Genomic DNA, 16,346 nt, shown 5'->3' on the forward strand with positions numbered 1-16,346 from the left:
CCCCGGCTGGACGGCGTACAAGGACGAAGCGGACGCCCAGGTTCCTGCCTAGAGGTTAACGCGGTATGACGACCAGTACGGAATCGGGTGCTGTCTTATTACCCACTCTTAGGCCGGATCAACAGGGCTGAGTTGTTGATCCAGCGTGTCGACATCGCGTTTACAGGCGGCGAGTTGCCCTGGCTGCTCGGCGCCCGCACGGCGGATTCTGGCCTCCAATTCGGCCACTCGACGGTCGGTTTCGAGGATACGCGCGGCGCTGGCGCGCACCACCTGGTCGGCCAGTTCGGTCTCCGACTCCACCAGGGCCGTAGCAACCCGCTGTTCCAGTTGCGCTTTGACGTTGACCAGCGCGTCGGCGACCCATTGCCGGACGTGCGCGCGGTCGGCAACCTGGCGGCGGGCCCGCACCACCCACCACGCGACCAGCGCGCCGAGCAGCAGCGTTACCGGAATACTCGCGAAATCCAGGGCCGGCACCAGGGCCAGCGGAGCCACCAGCAGGCGGCCGAGACCGACGCCGGCCGACGCGCCGAGGGCGACCATCAAGTGATCTTCGACACCTCGGTGCCGGGGTTCCGGGTCGGGGCCGACCCGCGGGGCCGGATCGCGGCGCCGGTGCCGGAGGTCGGTAGCACCGTCGAGGCGGTCGGCGAGGACGGCCAGCCTGCGGTCGATCTGCTGGTCCAGGGCCCCGGTCAGCTCGGTTACCGCCTGCTGCAGGCGATCCGGGTAAGCGGTCAGTTCTTTCGGGCGCAGCCGGTCGAGTTCGGCGCGTGCGCCCACGTGTAGCGAACGGACCTGGGAGCCGACCTCGGTCATCAGATCGACCCGGGCCAGGTGCAGCTGTCCACGCAGCGCCGCCATCACACTGGCGCGGCCGCCGTCGCGGCCGGCGAGCAGCGTCGCGCGCTCCTCGCGCCAGCGGTCCACTTCGGTTGCGGCCCGCAGTTTCTCGACCTGGCCGACGATGCGCCGGCGGGTGTCGGTCAGGACGCGGGTGGTGACGGCCGCGAATCGGCCGTCGCCCGGGGTCCCGGTGGCGGCGGAGGTCAGCGCGGTGTGCAGCGCGGTGAGGCCGGAGCGGTCCAGCAGGCTGGCGTCGTCGGTGGCGCGGGCGGCGGCGGCGAGTTTTGCCGACACCGGGAGGATGTCGAGGGCGTCGTAGCCGTGGGCGTTGAGCAGCTCCTGGTTGTGCTGGCGCACCGAACGCCAGTCGCTGTAAGCGTGGATGGCGTTCATGGCGAGCAGGATTCGGATGTCGTCGGCGCGCAGGCGGCGCAGCAGATCGAGGGTGCCGGTGCCGAGGGTGTTGCCCGCGTCGAGCAGGACCAGCACGACCGTGTTCGGCGCCGCGCCCGATGGGGAGGTGTGCTCCACCGCGACGCCCGGATCGGGCATGGGGTCGGTGAGGTCGATGCGGGGTTCGAAGCGCGCCAGTTCGGTGCGCAGCAGCGTGGTGTTGGCGTCATCGGGTCCGATCAGGGTGACGGTCGCCGCCCCGCCCCCCGCACGCATTGCCTTCAACAGCGCCGCGCCTTGCGGATTCCAGCGCGCCACGATCTTCTCGACCTCGGGCGAAATCATCGGGTCGGGCGCTGCCGCAGGCGTTTCCGGACCGGGCGCGGCCGAATCCGGCCGCTCAGAGTCCGGCACTGCTCATTCGCTCCCATAGCCGGACGTACCCGTTGTGCACGCGCAGCGCGGCACGGCGGGCTGCCGGGGACATGTCACTGGAGACGACCGCGCGCCAGCGGGCGGCCCGGTGCAGCGCGTCGTCGGCGTCGGCGGCCGCGGGCGAGGGATAGCCGGCGGCCAGATGCGCGACGGACGGATTGGCCACACCCGCGCACAGGGCGGTCCACATGGCGTCGTCGCTGTCGAGGTAGCCCTCGATCAGGTCGCGGGCCCGGCCGTGCACACCGGGGACCGCGCGGGCCGCGAGCCGTGCGAGTTCGTCGAGCATCTCGCCGCCGCGCAGCGCGGTGACCTGCTCGTAGCGGCGATGCAGCAGGCGATGCAGTGGATCGACACCGCTGACCGCGTGCAGGATCTGGATGACCTGATGTCCGGACAGGCCGGGGTCCCGGCGCAGCGCGCTCAACGCACAGGTGATGCCGTAGAAATCCCAGCGCTCCAGCAGTTGTTCGCGTTCGGCCACATCGGGGCCGAGGGTCGGTGAGGTGAACAGGTCCGAGGACAGCGTCAGCGACGGGTCCCCCGACTCGGCGAGCCGGCGCAGCGTGACCAGCTCGGGTTCGGACACCGCACCGGAGCGGGTGCGCACGGCCAGCGAGGCGACCACCGGCAGCACCACGATCCCCAGTTCCCGGCTGTACTGATCGGCGGCGAATACGGCATCGGCCCAGCGGGTCCCGATGGCGTCGGCCTTGTTCAGCACCACGACGGTGCGTTCCGGCGGCAGCGCGTCCAGGATCCGGCGGTCGGCGGGCAGCGGCGAACCGGACAGCACGTAGACGACGAGGTCGGCGTCGATCACCGGATCAGATTGGCCGGGTTCGTCCACCGGGCCGGTCTCCGCGGCCGACATCAGCGCCAGCGCGTGCAGCACCGTGGTGCGGCCCGCATGCGCGCGCCCGGTGACCTGGATGCGCGGCGGACGGCGCCAGGAGTTCACCGCGACACCGGCCTGATATCCGATCTGGGGATCCGCCCCGGACGCCTGTAACTGGACGAGCAGCTGATCCAGCTGATCGTGTTCCCGGGTCGGCACTCCGCGCTCCCGCGGTTGCCCATTGAATTCGGTCGCTGTCGGCAAGGCTCCATACCCCCTTCTCCCTGCGCGATTCTGTCAGACGCGGCGTCGGCGCACGCGCCGACCACGCCCTTTGGTTCAGCGTTTGGCCAGGTATTTGTTGACCGTGCGGGTGGCCCAGTTGGGCGAGTACTTGCCCGCCGCGGCCAGCAGCTTGGCCTGGACGCCGATCTCGTAGTGCACCTTCGGCAGCCGGCCGCGCTTGCTGACGGCGGCCCAGATACCGCTCGCCACGTCCGCCGCGGTCAGGTGGACGCCGAGGGATTGCGTGGTCCCGGTCTCCACGCCGTCCACCATGGCGGTGGCGACGAACAGCGGCCAGATCGCCAGCACCCGGATGTCGTGGCGTTCCCATTCCAGATCCAGTGCCTCGGTGAGGCTTTTTACCGCGGACTTGGAGGCGCCGTAGCTGCTGAGTTCGGGCTGGCCGTAGATCGCCGAGGCCGAGCACAGGTTCACCACCTGTGCGCCCGGGGTGTCCCGGAGATAAGGGAAGGCGGCGTGCGTGCCGTTGATGACGCCGACGACGTTGACTTCGATGATGGCGCGGTGCACGGCCGGTTCGATGTCTTCGAACGCGCCCGCGCGCAGGATGCCCGCGTTGTTGATCAGGATGTCGAGCCGGCCTGTCGCGTCATGGAATTCGGCGAGGCGCTCGGACCACTGCGTGGCGTTCGTCACATCAAGGACGCCGGTGTGCACCGTGCCACCGGCCTCGGTGAGCTCCGCGGCCAGGCGGGAGAGGCCCACTTCGTCGATGTCGTACGCGCCGACCTGATAGCCCTGCGCAGCGAAAAGCAGTGCCGTGGCCCGCCCGATACCCGCGGCCGCACCGGTGATGAACACCGTCGGTGAGTTCATGGGCGCAGTCTAGTGCCGCCTACCAGTCCTATAACCAGGGTTCACAGACACCTCGCACTCCCATACGCTCGAAGCGAAGATCAGTATGAGTAATGGTGCGTACCAGTCGTTTTCGAACAATATGCACTTTTTGTGCCGCTGGGCGGAACAGACATCGAAGCTGAACCGATAATCAGGAAAGTCCGTCCATCAGGGCGGGCGGGGAGGCTTGTGATGAGCATCGACGCCATTACCGACACCGCGCCACAGCGCATGCGCGAGCACCGGATCAGCGCGACGCCCGCCCGCGGCAACGCCGCCCAGGTCCTGCTGAACTCCGCGCAGATCCTGGTGAATTCCGCCCAGATCCTGCTGAATTCGGCGCAGCTGCTGTCGAGCAAGACCCCGCCGCTGCCCAGCGCGGACCCGTTCCACCGGCCGCCCAAGGGATTCGCGAACCGTCCCGCCGGTACCGTCCTGCGCAGCCGAAAGATCGAACTCGCCCTGTTCGGTGTTGTACCGCAGCAGGTTTCGGCCTGGCAGCTGCTCTACCGCAGCACCGATATGCACGGCGAGCCCGAGGCCGCCGTCACCACGGTGCTGCTGCCCGCGGGCGCGGACCCGGCGGAAAATCGGCCGCTGCTCGCCTTCCAGACCGCGATGGACGCGGTCACCGAGAAGTGCGCACCCTCCTACGCTTTGCGCCGCGGCGCGCGCGCCATCGGCGCGGTCACCCAGTTCGAATGGCTGCTCGTCGCCAACGCGCTGCGCCGCGGCTGGGCGGTGTCGATCGCCGATCACGAAGGGCCGCACGGGAATTTCGGCGCGCCCCGCGAACCCGGCTACCGCGCACTCGACGGTGTCCGCGCCGCCCTGAATTTCGCGCCGCTCGGGCTGCATGCCGGCACCCAGGTCGCGGCCTGGGGTTACTCCGGTGGCGGCATGGCCAGTTCCTGGCTGGCCGAGATGGCGCCGACCTACGCGCCGGAGCTCAATATCGTCGGCGCGGTGCTCGGCGCGCCGGTCGGCGACCCGGGCCAGGTCTTCCTGCGGCTCAACGGAACTCCCTTCGCCGGGCTGCCCGCCGTCGTCATCGCGGCCCTGCACAAGCTCTATCCCGCGCTCGGCGCCGTGGTCCGCGAGGGCCTCACCGCCGACGGGCACAAGTTCGTCGCGCACGCGGAAAGCTCCACCCCCGTCGGCTCGATCGTCGGGCTCGCCAACAAGAAGCTCGGCGACTTCCTCACCGGCGAGCCGCTGGAGCAGATGCTCGACGCCCCCGAGTTCAAAGCCATGTTCGATGATCTGCGTCTGGGCAACTCCACCCCCAGTTGTCCGCTGCTGGTGGTGCAACCGGTGCACGATCAGGTCATCCACATGGATGGCGTAGACGGACAGGTGACGCGTTACCGCGCGGGCGGCGCGAACGTGACCTACGTCCGCGACCGCCTCAGCGAGCACTTCTCCATGCTGGTGCTGCACACCCCGATCAGCCTGGCCTGGCTCGCTGACCGTCTCGCCGGGGAGCCCGCTACCGCTGATACCGACATCACAGTCTGGTCGGTCCTCGCCTCCTCGGCCGGAATACGCGGACTGCTGGAGATGGCATCGACAACAGCTCGCGTCGTGCTGGGTCAGCCGCTCCGCGACCAAACTGGGCATCCGATCTCCATCACGCGTGAACGGGCAGCCTGAAATCGGGCACAGGCAGCCGGAAATGTTGGGCGATGACCGATTTCGCAAGAACATGGGTAACTCACCGGGGACGGGCTGAGGCAACCGATCAGGAAACCGTCGGCCGCCAACGGTGACTTGCCCCGCGCCTGGGTCTGGCCTGAAGACCCGGGGAGGCGGAACTGCGGCGGAGGAGCAGGGCACAATGGACGCGTGAACGACGCCGCCAACCATACTGACGAGTCGGTTCCGGGGCCGTCCACTGCCGCGGTCCCCCTCGACGCCGGACGACGATCCACCACCGGCTCCCGCCTGTACCCCCGGGTCACCAGCTTCCGCTCCCGCCGCGGGGCGCTGACCCCGAACCAGCAGGAGTCCTGGGACCGGATGTGGCCCAAGATCGGCCGCGAGATCGGCGACGAGCTGCTGGACGCCGACGCCTGGTTCGGCCGCTCCGCACCGCTGGTCATCGAGATCGGCTGTGGCACCGGAACCGCCACCGCCGAGATGGCCCAGGCCGAGCCGCACCTGAACCTCATCGGCATCGAGGTGTACAAACCGGGGCTGGCCCAGCTCGTGCAGCGCATCGAGCGCGCGGACATCGACAACATCCGGGTGCTGCGCGGCGACGCCGTCGACGTCCTCGAAAATATGGTTGCGGAGAATTCGCTTACCGGCGTCCGGGTCTTCTTCCCGGACCCGTGGCCGAAGGCCCGCCACCACAAGCGCCGGCTGTTGCAGCCCGCCACGCTTTCCCTCATCGCCAGCCGCCTGCGGCCCGGCGGTGTGTTGCATGTCGCCACCGACCATGCCGACTACGCCGAGTGGATCGCCGCGGTAGGCGCCGGAGAATCCCAGTTCATCGGCCTGAACGAGGCCACCGGCGGCGTCAGCGCGGAGCATCGCGAGACCGCTCCGATCGGGTTCGACCGCCCTGTCACGAAATTCGAAGGCAAGGCACATCGCGCCGGAAGCGCCATCACCGAGTTCATATGGGGCAAGATCGAATGATGATCGCCAGTGAGTTGGCCGCCGAGGTCACCGATGTTGCCGGGGAGGTGCAGGGCCCCGAGGTTCTGAGCGTCTCGACGCCGGACGTACGCCGGGTCCTGCTCGTCTGGGACGCGCCGAATCTCGATATGGGCCTCGGCGCCATCCTCGGCGGAAGACCGACCGCCGCCTATCGCCCCCGCTTCGACGCGCTCGGCCGCTGGCTGCTCGCGCGCACCGCCGAACTCTCGGTCGGCGGCCAGGGCCGGGTGGAACCGGAAGCCACCGTCTTCACCAATATCGCGCCCGGCACCGCCGATGTGGTGCGGCCGTGGGTGGAGGCGCTGCGCAATGTCGGTTACGCGGTCTTCGCCAAGCCGAAGGTCGACGAGGACTCCGATGTCGACGCCGACATGCTGGGCCACATCGAGCTACGCAGTCGCGGCGCCGGACTGGCCGGGATCATGGTCGCCTCCGCGGACGGCCAGGCCTTCCGCGAACCACTGGAAAAACTTGCCGCGCACGGCATCCCCGTACAAGTATTGGGGTTTCGCGAGCACGCGAGTTGGGCCGTCACATCGGATACCCTCGAGTTCATCGATCTCGAGGACATCCCGGGTGTGTTCCGTGAACCATTGCCACGGGTCAGCCTCGAGTCGCTGCCCGACGAGGGTGCTTGGCTGCAGCCGTTCCGGCCGCTGTCGGCACTGCTCACCTCTCGCCCCGCCCAAGGAGTCGCTTAGTGTTCACACGCTGGGGCGATCTGGTCTACCGGCTGCGCTATTCCGTCATCGGGCTGGTCGCGGCCGCCCTGCTTGCGTTGGGCTATTACGGCCTCGGCGTGGCCGACCACCTCAGCTCCAGCGGGTTCGACGATCCGACGTCGCAGTCCACGCAGGCGGCGCTGATCGCTGATGCCTCCTATGGGCGCGATCACTCCGGCGACGTGCTGGTGCTCTACACCGCGCCGGACGGCAAGACCATCGACGATCCGGCGTTCAAGCAGCAGATCGTGGAGAGCCTCAACCGGCTGCCGAAGGAATACCCGGGGCAGATCGCCAAGGTCAACGGCGCCTACTGGCAGACCGAGACCGGTCCGGCTCAGCCCTCGCTGTTCGGGTCCAAGGACAAGAAGTACACCTTCGCGTCGATCGCCATCGTCGGCGACAACGACACCGACATGGTGCGTAACTTCCGGGTCGTCAAGGACAAGTTCGGCGTTCCCGGCATCAATACCGAGGTCGCCGGTCTGCAGGCGGTCGCGGGCACGCTGAACGACACCATCGCGCACGACTCCAAGCGCATGGAGGTGATCGCCTTCCCGGCGGTCGCGTTGCTGCTGTTCTTCATCTTCGGCGGTGTCGTCGCGGCGGCGCTGCCGCTGATCATCGGCGGCCTGACGATCATCGGCGCCAACGGCATCATCATGTTCCTGACGAAGTTCACCCTGGTGAACAACTTCGTCGGGAACATCGTCTCCATGATCGGCCTGGGTCTCGCCATCGACTACGGCCTGTTCATAGTCAGCCGATTCCGCGAGGAACTCGCCGAGGGCTACGACACCAAAGCCGCGGTCCGCCGGACAGTGATGACCGCCGGTCGCACCGTCGTCTTCTCCGCGACCATGATCGTGGCCAGTCTCGCGGGCCTGCTGCTGTTCCCCCAGGGCTTCCTGAAATCGATCGCCTACGGCTCCATCGCCACGGTGACGCTGGCCGCGCTGACCTCGATCACCATCCTGCCCGCGATGCTGGCCATGCTCGGCAAGCGCGTGGACTGGCTCGGGCTCAAATTCATGCGCAAGTCCAAGACCGCCGAAGAAGTGGAGAGCGGTTTCTGGGGCCGGCAGACCCGCTGGGTGATGCAGCATCCGCTCAAGATCGCGGTGCCGATCACCATCATTCTGCTGCTGCTCATCATCCCGGTGAAGAACCTGGCGTTCGGCGGTATCAACGAACGCTATCTGCCGCCGGACAATTCGACCCGCCTCGCGCAGCAGCACTTCGACGAGATCTTCCCGCTGCGCAAGACCGACCCGATCATGCTGGTGTTCGACTCCCCGAACAGCAGCAGCGTCGGCAAGGTGTGGAAGGAAGCCAACGCCGCACCGGGGCTCGCCGGTCAGTTCGATGTGCCTTCGCGCTCCCAGTCGAACCCGGACGTGTACCGGACCACCGCGACACTGGCGGATTCGGAGAACCCCGACCCGACCATCGATTACCTGCGCGGGCTCTCGCTGCCCGATGACGTGCAGATGTATGTCGGCGGCACGCCCGCGATCACCAAGGACAGCATCGAGGCCCTGGTCGACCGCATGCCGATGATGATCGGCCTGGTGTTGCTGGTCACCATGCTGCTGATGTTCCTGACCTTCGGTTCGCTGGTGCTGCCGATCAAGGCCGCGCTGATGAGCGCGCTCGGTCTGGGCTCCACGCTCGGCATCCTGACCTGGATCTTCATCGACGGTCACGGGGCCGGTCTGTTGAACTTCACCCCGCAGCCGATCATGTCGCCGATCCTGGTGCTGATCATCGCTGTGGTGTACGGCCTTTCGGTCGACTACGAGGTCTTCCTGCTGTCGCGCATGGTGGAAGCGCGCGCCCAGGGCGCCTCCACCACCGAGGCGGTGCGCATCGGCACCGCGCAGACCGGCCGCATCATCACCGCCGCCGCGCTGATCCTGCTCGTGGTGGTCGGCGCGTTCGCGTTCTCCGACCTGGTGATGATGAAGTACCTGGCCTACGGCATGGTCGCGGCGCTGTTGATCGACGCCACCATCCTGCGCATGCTGCTGGTGCCGGCGACCATGAAGCTGCTCGGCGACGACTGCTGGTGGGCGCCGAAGTGGATGAAGAAGATCCAGCAGAAGATCGGGTTGGGCGAGCCCATCCTCGACGACGAACGGCCCGGTGGTGGCGAGCTCGTCGACCTGGTGAAGACCACCCCCGTCACCGATCCGGTCACCATGGTGATGCCGGTCCTGGCCGACGGCCAGCGCCCGCCGAAATCCCCGCGCCGTCCGCGCACCGTCGCCGAAATCGAGGCGGAGGCGCCGACACAGCGCCTGGACAAGGTGCCGCCGGTGCAGCCACGGCCGCCCCGGGTGTTGCCGCCCAAGGCCAAGCAAGCCGAACCGCCGCAGCCGATGCCGTCCGCACCGGACCCGACGCGGCCTCGGGTGCTGCCGCCGGTGCCCGCGCCCGAGGTGTCGCGGACCGTGCCGCCCGCACCGGAACCGGTGAATACCGAGCCCTTCACGCCGGAGCCGGAAGAGCATCGGCCGACCCATCATGCGGCTCCCGAGCCCGCTGCCGACGAGCCGCCGGACGACAGCAGCCGCAGCAGCATCGAGAACTGGATGGCGGAGCTGCGGTCCTCGCGTCGCCGTATCGCCGGTTCCGAGCCGGGCCGGCACAGCGGCGGGGATGGGCGCACGGTGAGCGTGAACGAACTGCTGCGCCGCCGCGAGCAGGAGTAAGCGACAAACAGCAGAGGGCCCGTCCTTGATTGGACGGGCCCTCTGCTGTTGCGGGTCAGCGCGATTGCGCGTCGCGAGTGCCTGCTTCGGCGAAGGCGCGGGCGTAGCGGGTTCCTGCCAGCAGGAGCAGTACGCCGACCACCAGGAAGGCGGCGACCCGGACCAGTCCGTCGAGGGTGGCGAGGTCGAACAGGAACAGTTTGGCCAGGGCGGCCGCGGTGAGCAGAAGACCTGATCCCAGCGCGACTTTCGCGACGGCGGCCGAGCCCGAGAGGTTGCGCAGGCCGTACAGCAGGGCTGCGGTGGCCGCGCCCATCCACAGGATGGTGGCGGCGCTGTGGCCGATGAGGAAGCCGTCGGTCGCGCCGGTCGCGATGCCGAGGGAGACCGTCGCGGCGGTGACCGCGTAGAGGCCGGACGCCCCCGCGAAGATCAGCAGCATCGACCGGCCGGTGTCGTCGTTGGTCAAGGTGGGTGTCCGGCGCAGGCCCCACACCGCGACGGCGAGTACGGCCACACCGAGTACCGCGGCCAGGGCCGTCGGGAGATCCAGGTACTGCTCCGCGAGACGTTGTGTCGCAAGCGTTTCCGGATCCACCCGGGACACGAAGGTGAGTGCGCCGAGCAGTGCGAAGGCCCCGCCGATACCCGCGGCGACCCGGTTGCGCTGCTGTCCGGCCACCCCGAGGTAGCCGATGGCGACCAGGAACAAGGCGATCGGGGCGGTCTGCACCCGCGTCGCCTGGACGCAGACTTCGAGCAGGGCGAAGGCGCCGGCTACCGCGGCGGCGATCCCGGTGTGCGCCGGAATCTTGCTTGCCGCACGGAGTTTCGGGATCATCGCCAAGGTGGCGACCGCCGTCAGCACGACCGCCGTGGCACCGGCGATGATCATGCTCGGTCCGCGGTCGAACAGGCCCGCCACCGCCAGCAGGGGAATCGTCGAGATGGCGAAAGCGACTGTGGCAATGAGGTCGCCGGGGCGCTTGCGCACCACCAGGAGGGTTCCCACCAGGCCGATCAGTGCCACCACGATCGCGGCGACGAGCACCCAGTGCACACGGTCCCGCTGCGCGGAATCGAAGCCTGCGATCGCTACGTACAGCAAGGTAGCCAGCACGGCGGGCAGGGTCCGCACCACATGCAGCGCAGGCCAGTCCTTCACCAATTGCACTGGTACGCACGTCAACTGCAGCACGATGAGGAACCCGAGCAGCACCAATTCCGAAGTCACTATGGGGGCGAGCAACGCAGCGCCGGACACGACCAGCACCGCCAAAGCCTGCGCGTTCCAGCGCAGCGCCAGCGCCACACCGCCCGCGGCGATCGCCAGAGCCAGCGCGAGACCACCCACCCGGGGCAGCCATTCGTAGATCGAAGTGACCGCAACGACATCGAGGTACGCACCGGCAAAACCGGTAGCCGCCAATGCAATTCCGCCGACGTGTCCACCGGCCCGGCCGAACACCCGCATACCGACCGCCACCAGCGCCGCGGAGAACACCACCCCCGCAAGCACTCTCGGCACCGGGCCGAAGATCCCGGCCTGCGCGGCAAGCACCAACAGCATCACAACGCCCACCAGCGTGACGCCGACACCGGCGACCGCGAGCAGCCGGCTGATCACGCCCTCGCGCTGCCACCACGGAGTACCCGCCGGTTTACGCACCGGACGAGGCGGGCGCATGCCAGGCGGCATGTGCGGTGCGCCCATTGGGGGAACCGGAGCCCAAGCCCCTTGTTGCGCACCGGACCAGCCGAACGGCGGTTGTGCAGGTCGTGGGCCATACGCCTGCATTCCGACTGCGCCGTGCCGCGGTGCCGCGGTCGATGCGCGCGCCTGCTGCCGCTGCTGCTGTGGCTGCTGCGGCTGCTGCCGAATCTGCTCGGTCGCAAATTTCTGCGGCGGCTGCGGGATCCGCGGCTGTGCACCCGGTGTCGCTGCCTGCGCCCCGACCTCTGCTGCCTGCGTCTCCGTGGCTGCCCCCTGCGTTTCCGGACGCATCGGATCGGAGGTGGGGGTCGCGGATTCCGCCTTGGAGGACTCCGATTCTGTCTGGGGGGACTCTGCCTGGATCGGTGCGGACCCGGGCAGTGGCCGGGCCGTGCTGGCACGCTGTCCCGAAAATGGTTGTGCCTCAGCCACTCCGGCCGCGACCTGGGCGCGCAATACTTCGAGATCCCGGCCGAGATCGCCCATCTGCGCGCCCATCGCGGTGAACTCTCCCGACAGCCGCGCGAGCAGCACCGGATCGATAGCTGTAGTCATGCTTCAATGCTCGACTTCGGCACCGGCCGAAACATGAGTAGAAACCCCCGCCGGGCACTCGATATCTACCCGATTTCCCGAGCTCCCGGTCCTGTCTGACCGACTCCCCCGAGGCCTCAGGGGAGTCGGTCAGCGGTAGGCGTTACGCGGTCGGGGCAGGTAACGCGATCACTCGGTGGACGGCTTCGATGACGGCCGAGCGGGGTGGCATGTGCAGGACGCCCGGGGCGGGTTCGGCGGCCCAGTGCCAGCCGAGGGTGGAGTCGGTGGTGGGTAGGAGGACGTAGCGGCCGCTCGGGACGACGGTGACCTGGTGGGCGGCCAAGTGACTGCGGACGGCGATGTCCACGGGTTTGGCTGGGCTGGGTGGGGTGACCAGGAAGGTCCAGCTGCGGCCGCCGGGGTCGGCGACCACCGGGGTCTGCAGGGTCGGGTCGAGGGCGCCGAGGACCTGGCGGCCCAGGTGCGGTGGCATGACCAGGGCGCCGAGGATGGAGCCGGTGGTGATCATGGGACGGCCCGCGAGGAGTTGCACCGGGAGGCCGAAGCGGCGGCGCAGCAGGTGCGCGACTTCGTGTGGTGAGTGACAGCTTTCGAACATGGTGCTCACCCGTCCCCGAATCCGGTGGCGGCCTCCTCCGGTAAAGCTAACCGTTCGGGGAGACGCTGGGTGTCGCGTGTGAGAGGTGCACCGATCGCGCGGTCGGCGCGAGAAATGGTGTTCGGCATGGTTGTCATTGCCGCCGCCCTTTGCTTTCTCAAAGTTGCAGAAACACAACGGTATTCCGAAGCACGGCCGAACAAGTCGTACGCAATGTCCCACTTTTACCCAGCGCTATCACCTAGCGTCGTACCCTGAAACACAGATGTAACAAAGGAATTGGGTAGATGGACGATTCGTCGATCGGCGTGCGGATCCGGCGCTTCCGCGGCAAGGCGCTCACGCAACGTCAGCTCGCCGACCAGGCCGGGGTCAGCGTCGACCTGGTACGCAAGCTCGAGCAGGGCGGACGGCAGACCGCCTCCATCGCCAGCCTCCAGAAGCTGGCGCGCGCACTGGATGTCGACATCGCCGATCTGATCGGAAAACGCCACGGTGTGCCCTCCAGCAATCCCGACGCCGGCATCGTCGCGATCCGCCGGGCTCTCACGCCGGTCGACGACCTGCTCGGCGAGGTGCCCGAAGAGAACGCCATCACCCTCGAAGAAGCTTCCCGCACAGTCGATTACGCGTGGGGCGCGTACTGGGTGGGCCGCTACGAACTGCTCACCACCATCCTGCCCTCCGGGCTCAGTCAACTGCGCGCCACCGCGCACGCCGCCCGCAACGGCGCCGTCGCACCGGCGAACGAGCAACTGGCCCGGATGTATTGGGTAACCGGCTGCACCCTGGTCCATCTCGGCCAGACCGACCCGGCGTTCCTTGCCATCCGCCAGGCCCTCACCGCTGCAGAACGCGGCTCGGACCCCTTGCTGCTGGCCACGATCCGCGGTTCCGTCGCCTGGCAGCTGCTGGTGCAGGGCCGCTACGACGAGTCCCGCCGCGTCGCCCTGCGCGCCGCCGCCGAACTCGAACCCTCCGGCGAAACCACCCCGGCCCACCTGTCGTCCTACGGCTCCCTGGTTCTGCAAGGCGCGACCGCGGCCGGCCGCGCCCAGAACGTCCCCGAAGCGCTGTCCCTGATCGAAGCCGCGGGCGAGGTAGCCCTGCGCATCGGCAGCGACCGCCGCGACTACGAAACCTATTTCGGCCCTTCCCAAGTCGTCATGCAAACCGTCGACGTCAACGTCTCCTCCGAGCGCTACGCCGAAGCCCTCGCCGCCGCCGACAAAATGCCCGCCACCATCGGCCTCCCCCAAGCCTCCCGCGCCCGCCACCTCGCCGACACCGCCGTCGCCTGGACCCGCACCAACCACCAGCAGCGCGCCCTCGACGCCCTACTCCGCGCCGAACGTGTAGGCGGCCCCGACTGGATCAAATACCAATCCCTCCCCCGCCACATCGTCTCCGAACTCCTCGAGAGCGACCGCCGCACCCCACTGCGCGCCTTCGCCCACCGCCTCGGAGTACACACGTAGGTGATCGCCGCGGGGTCTAGACGATTCGCTGTCTGGACGGCCGCCGTCGATCAGTAGGTGACGTCAGGCAATTCGATATCGATCGGGCACGGACGATCAACTTTGAGACGGTGCCGAAAGACTCCGGTCGGAGCGTAGCCGCCGCCCTCTGGCAGCAGCTCGAAGGTGTAGATCACGATCGCACGTGCCTCGTTTTCCACCCGCCAGAAGCACTTGATGCCCGCCTCGGCGTACTGCGCGGGACGATGTTTCCGATCTTTTGTCTTCGTACCCGGCGATACGACTTCGACCGCCAGGTGGACATCTCCTGGGTGGAAAGTGAGCGAGTCATCCGAAACGGCCGACCGGGACACTACGAGAAGATCCGGTTCGGGGACCGTGTGCCCGAGGTTTATGCCGAGTTCGGTCACTGCCATGAATGGGTCTGAAACTGCCTGGTCTAGCGCGAACCACAGCTTCTTGATGACAAAATTGTGCCACTGGTTGGACGGCGCCATCATCACGACTTCACCGTCCAGCAGTTCGAACCGGCCATCGACAACCTCCATCAGGCGGGGCAGATCACGCGCAGTGAATCCGCCCGATGGAGGCGTCGGCAGCAACACCATTCGGCCCTTAATCGGCCCGTCTAGGTGTTCCGCAGCAGTCATACCCGAAGGCTACCGTCATCGAGCCCGTCGCCGCCATGACCTCGGAGGTCAACTCAGTGGCCCAAGAGTTTGCGCCAGTGGGCGATGAAGGGGTGTTTTGCGGTGACCGAACCGAAGCGGAGTTGGCCGCGGACGACGAGGTGCAGGGGGCCGAGGGGTGGGCCGGTGCGGACCTTGTTGTTGATGCTGGAGCCGACGAGGTCGAGGGCGTTGAGGTCGACGGTGGCTTCGGCGGGGACTATCAGGTTGAGGGAACCGAAGTAGTCGTCGACGTGGAGTTCGACTATCTGGGTGGACATGATGGCCTCGGTGAAATCGAGGGTGATGCCCGAGAACCAGTTGTTCAGGTGCAGGGTGGGTGGGACCTGCCAGGGGCCCTTGCGGGTGACGCCGGACATGCGGCTGCGGATGGCGTTGCCGGGGTTCACGGGCAGCGGCCGCCGGGCCGGTTTGGGGAAAGCTGGTGCGGCGTTGACGAAACGGGTCGGCGGGGCGGCGGGCCGGCCGATCAGGCGGACGCCGGGAAGATCGATGAGGACGGCGTTGAGTTCGCCGCGGGTTTTGGCGGCGAGGGCGGTGTCCATCCGTTCGGTGAACTCGCCGAGGGAGAGCATGCCCAGGCCGACGGCTCGCTGTAGCAGTTCGCCGACATGTTCGCGTTCGGCGTCGGAGACGCGCAGCTCGCGGTCGCCGATCGTGCCGTCCGCACCATTGACTGTTTCCGGGCCACCCATGACATCGAGGGTAGCGAGCCGCGGACGAATCGACATCGGGGAAAACCCGGATCATTCGCTCCGCTCAGGATGACAAATCAGCCGGGCTGCTACTCCAGACCCTGTTCGATGGCGTACCTGGTGAGTTCGACCCGGTTGGCCAGCTGGAGTTTCCGCAGCGTGGCCTGGACGTGGTTCTCCACCGTCCGATGACTCAGCCCGAGCCGGGACGCGATCTGCTTGGCGGACAAGCCCTTTGCCACCATCCGCAGCACCTCGGTCTCACGTTCGGTGAGCGCCGGCCGGTGCGGCTCATCCGGTTCGGCGGGCGCGCTCGCCATCCGCCGGTACTCGCCGAGCACCAACCCCGCCAGCCCCGGCGTGAACACCGGTTGCCCGGCCGCCGTCGCCCGCACCGCATCGATCAACTCGGTCGACGACGCGCTCTTCACCAGATACCCCGAGGCCCCCGCCTTGATCGCCTCGAGCACATCATCACGCTCCGCGGACGCCGACAGCACCAGCACCCGGCTCTGCGGCGACACCCGCAACACCTCGGCCGTGGCCTGCGCCCCGTTCCCGTCGGTCAACTGCATATCCATCAACACCACCGCAGGCTGCACCGCCGCCGCCCGCCGCGTCGCGGCGCCCACCCCATCCGCCGTGGCCGCCACATGGAACCCGGCCTCGGCCAGATCGCGGGAAACACCATCTCGCCACATGGGATGGTCATCCACCACCATCACCGAGATCGCCGCACTGTCGGTCATCGCCTACTCCTATCCCCTCCAGCTGGGCCTCACCCTGATCCTGCCAGACCCCCCACCTGCACCCTCCAAGCTTTGCAGTACCTCAGGGCGAACGCCGAGCGAAGCGA

Annotated in this window: 13 protein-coding genes; 5 read left to right on the forward strand and 8 right to left on the reverse strand. The window is 68.0% G+C overall.

All coding sequences use genetic code 11. From position 1 onward, the window contains the following. Positions 1-108: 108 nt before the first annotated feature. From IBX22_RS16425 to IBX22_RS16435, 3 genes are all read right to left on the reverse strand, one after another. Positions 109-1,656 carry a hypothetical protein gene (locus IBX22_RS16425; RefSeq protein WP_194816434.1) on the reverse strand — a complete coding sequence of 516 codons (1,548 nt, stop codon included), beginning with the start codon at positions 1,654-1,656 and terminating at the stop codon, positions 109-111. Further along, positions 1,643-2,734, reverse strand: a complete 1,092-nt coding sequence (locus tag IBX22_RS16430; protein ID WP_309234640.1) for a hypothetical protein — start codon at positions 2,732-2,734, stop codon at positions 1,643-1,645. Before IBX22_RS16430 ends, IBX22_RS16425 begins: the two co-directional genes overlap by 14 nt. Positions 2,735-2,854: 120 nt before the next feature. Continuing rightward, positions 2,855-3,637: an SDR family oxidoreductase gene (locus IBX22_RS16435; RefSeq protein ID WP_194816436.1), complete on the reverse strand. Its 783-nt coding sequence runs from the start codon at positions 3,635-3,637 to the stop codon at positions 2,855-2,857. A gap of 213 nt (positions 3,638-3,850) precedes the next feature. On the opposite strand from IBX22_RS16435, the gene IBX22_RS16440 reads away from it, so the two are divergent. From IBX22_RS16440 to IBX22_RS16455, 4 genes are all read left to right on the forward strand, one after another. Next, complete coding sequence (locus IBX22_RS16440) at positions 3,851-5,311, forward strand: lipase family protein (RefSeq protein ID WP_228538838.1); 1,461 nt, start codon at positions 3,851-3,853, stop codon at positions 5,309-5,311. A gap of 192 nt (positions 5,312-5,503) precedes the next feature. Beyond that, positions 5,504-6,301, forward strand: coding sequence for a tRNA (guanosine(46)-N7)-methyltransferase TrmB (gene trmB, locus IBX22_RS16445; protein ID WP_194816437.1), 798 nt, complete (start codon positions 5,504-5,506; stop codon positions 6,299-6,301). Continuing rightward, complete coding sequence (locus IBX22_RS16450) at positions 6,301-7,023, forward strand: NYN domain-containing protein (RefSeq protein ID WP_194816438.1); 723 nt, start codon at positions 6,301-6,303, stop codon at positions 7,021-7,023. Before trmB ends, IBX22_RS16450 begins: the two co-directional genes overlap by 1 nt. Next, positions 7,023-9,758: an MMPL family transporter gene (locus IBX22_RS16455; RefSeq protein WP_194816439.1), complete on the forward strand. Its 2,736-nt coding sequence runs from the start codon at positions 7,023-7,025 to the stop codon at positions 9,756-9,758. Before IBX22_RS16450 ends, IBX22_RS16455 begins: the two co-directional genes overlap by 1 nt. Before the next feature lie 55 nt (positions 9,759-9,813). Here the strand turns inward: IBX22_RS16455 and IBX22_RS16460 are convergent, their stop codons facing one another. Continuing rightward, positions 9,814-12,027 carry a DUF2339 domain-containing protein gene (locus tag IBX22_RS16460; RefSeq protein ID WP_228538839.1) on the reverse strand — a complete coding sequence of 738 codons (2,214 nt, stop codon included), beginning with the start codon at positions 12,025-12,027 and terminating at the stop codon, positions 9,814-9,816. A 142-nt stretch (positions 12,028-12,169) separates the two neighbouring features. Continuing rightward, positions 12,170-12,628: a hypothetical protein gene (locus IBX22_RS16465; RefSeq protein WP_194817732.1), complete on the reverse strand. Its 459-nt coding sequence runs from the start codon at positions 12,626-12,628 to the stop codon at positions 12,170-12,172. Positions 12,629-12,915: 287 nt separating this feature from the next. Between IBX22_RS16465 and IBX22_RS16470 the strand changes: the two genes are divergently transcribed. After that, entirely contained in the window at positions 12,916-14,106 is a 1,191-nt protein-coding gene (locus IBX22_RS16470) for a helix-turn-helix domain-containing protein (RefSeq protein ID WP_194816440.1), read from the forward strand. A 50-nt stretch (positions 14,107-14,156) separates the two neighbouring features. Here the strand turns inward: IBX22_RS16470 and IBX22_RS16475 are convergent, their stop codons facing one another. From IBX22_RS16475 to IBX22_RS16485, 3 genes are all read right to left on the reverse strand, one after another. Further along, complete coding sequence (locus IBX22_RS16475) at positions 14,157-14,756, reverse strand: Uma2 family endonuclease (protein WP_194816441.1); 600 nt, start codon at positions 14,754-14,756, stop codon at positions 14,157-14,159. 53 nt (positions 14,757-14,809) lie between these two features. Beyond that, entirely contained in the window at positions 14,810-15,451 is a 642-nt protein-coding gene (locus IBX22_RS16480; RefSeq protein WP_194817733.1) for a DUF1707 domain-containing protein, read from the reverse strand. Positions 15,452-15,579: 128 nt separating this feature from the next. Continuing rightward, positions 15,580-16,239: a response regulator transcription factor gene (locus tag IBX22_RS16485; protein ID WP_194816442.1), complete on the reverse strand. Its 660-nt coding sequence runs from the start codon at positions 16,237-16,239 to the stop codon at positions 15,580-15,582. Between the last annotated feature and the right edge of the window lie 107 nt (positions 16,240-16,346).

Source organism: Nocardia sp. XZ_19_385, assembly GCF_015355755.1.
Taxonomy (GTDB): domain Bacteria; phylum Actinomycetota; class Actinomycetes; order Mycobacteriales; family Mycobacteriaceae; genus Nocardia.

Bases quoted from the DNA above. Each gene is read 5' to 3' on its own strand.
- IBX22_RS16465 (WP_194817732.1), bottom strand. From the start codon at position 12,628: ATGTTCGAAAGCTGTCACTCACCACACGAAGTCGCGCACCTGCTGCGC.
- IBX22_RS16485 (WP_194816442.1), bottom strand. From the start codon at position 16,239: ATGACCGACAGTGCGGCGATCTCGGTGATGGTGGTGGATGACCATCCC.
- IBX22_RS16475 (WP_194816441.1), bottom strand. From the start codon at position 14,756: ATGACTGCTGCGGAACACCTAGACGGGCCGATTAAGGGCCGAATGGTG.
- IBX22_RS16450 (WP_194816438.1), top strand. From the start codon at position 6,301: ATGATCGCCAGTGAGTTGGCCGCCGAGGTCACCGATGTTGCCGGGGAG.
- IBX22_RS16440 (WP_228538838.1), top strand. From the start codon at position 3,851: ATGAGCATCGACGCCATTACCGACACCGCGCCACAGCGCATGCGCGAG.
- IBX22_RS16470 (WP_194816440.1), top strand. From the start codon at position 12,916: ATGGACGATTCGTCGATCGGCGTGCGGATCCGGCGCTTCCGCGGCAAG.
- IBX22_RS16435 (WP_194816436.1), bottom strand. From the start codon at position 3,637: ATGAACTCACCGACGGTGTTCATCACCGGTGCGGCCGCGGGTATCGGG.
- IBX22_RS16460 (WP_228538839.1), bottom strand. From the start codon at position 12,027: ATGACTACAGCTATCGATCCGGTGCTGCTCGCGCGGCTGTCGGGAGAG.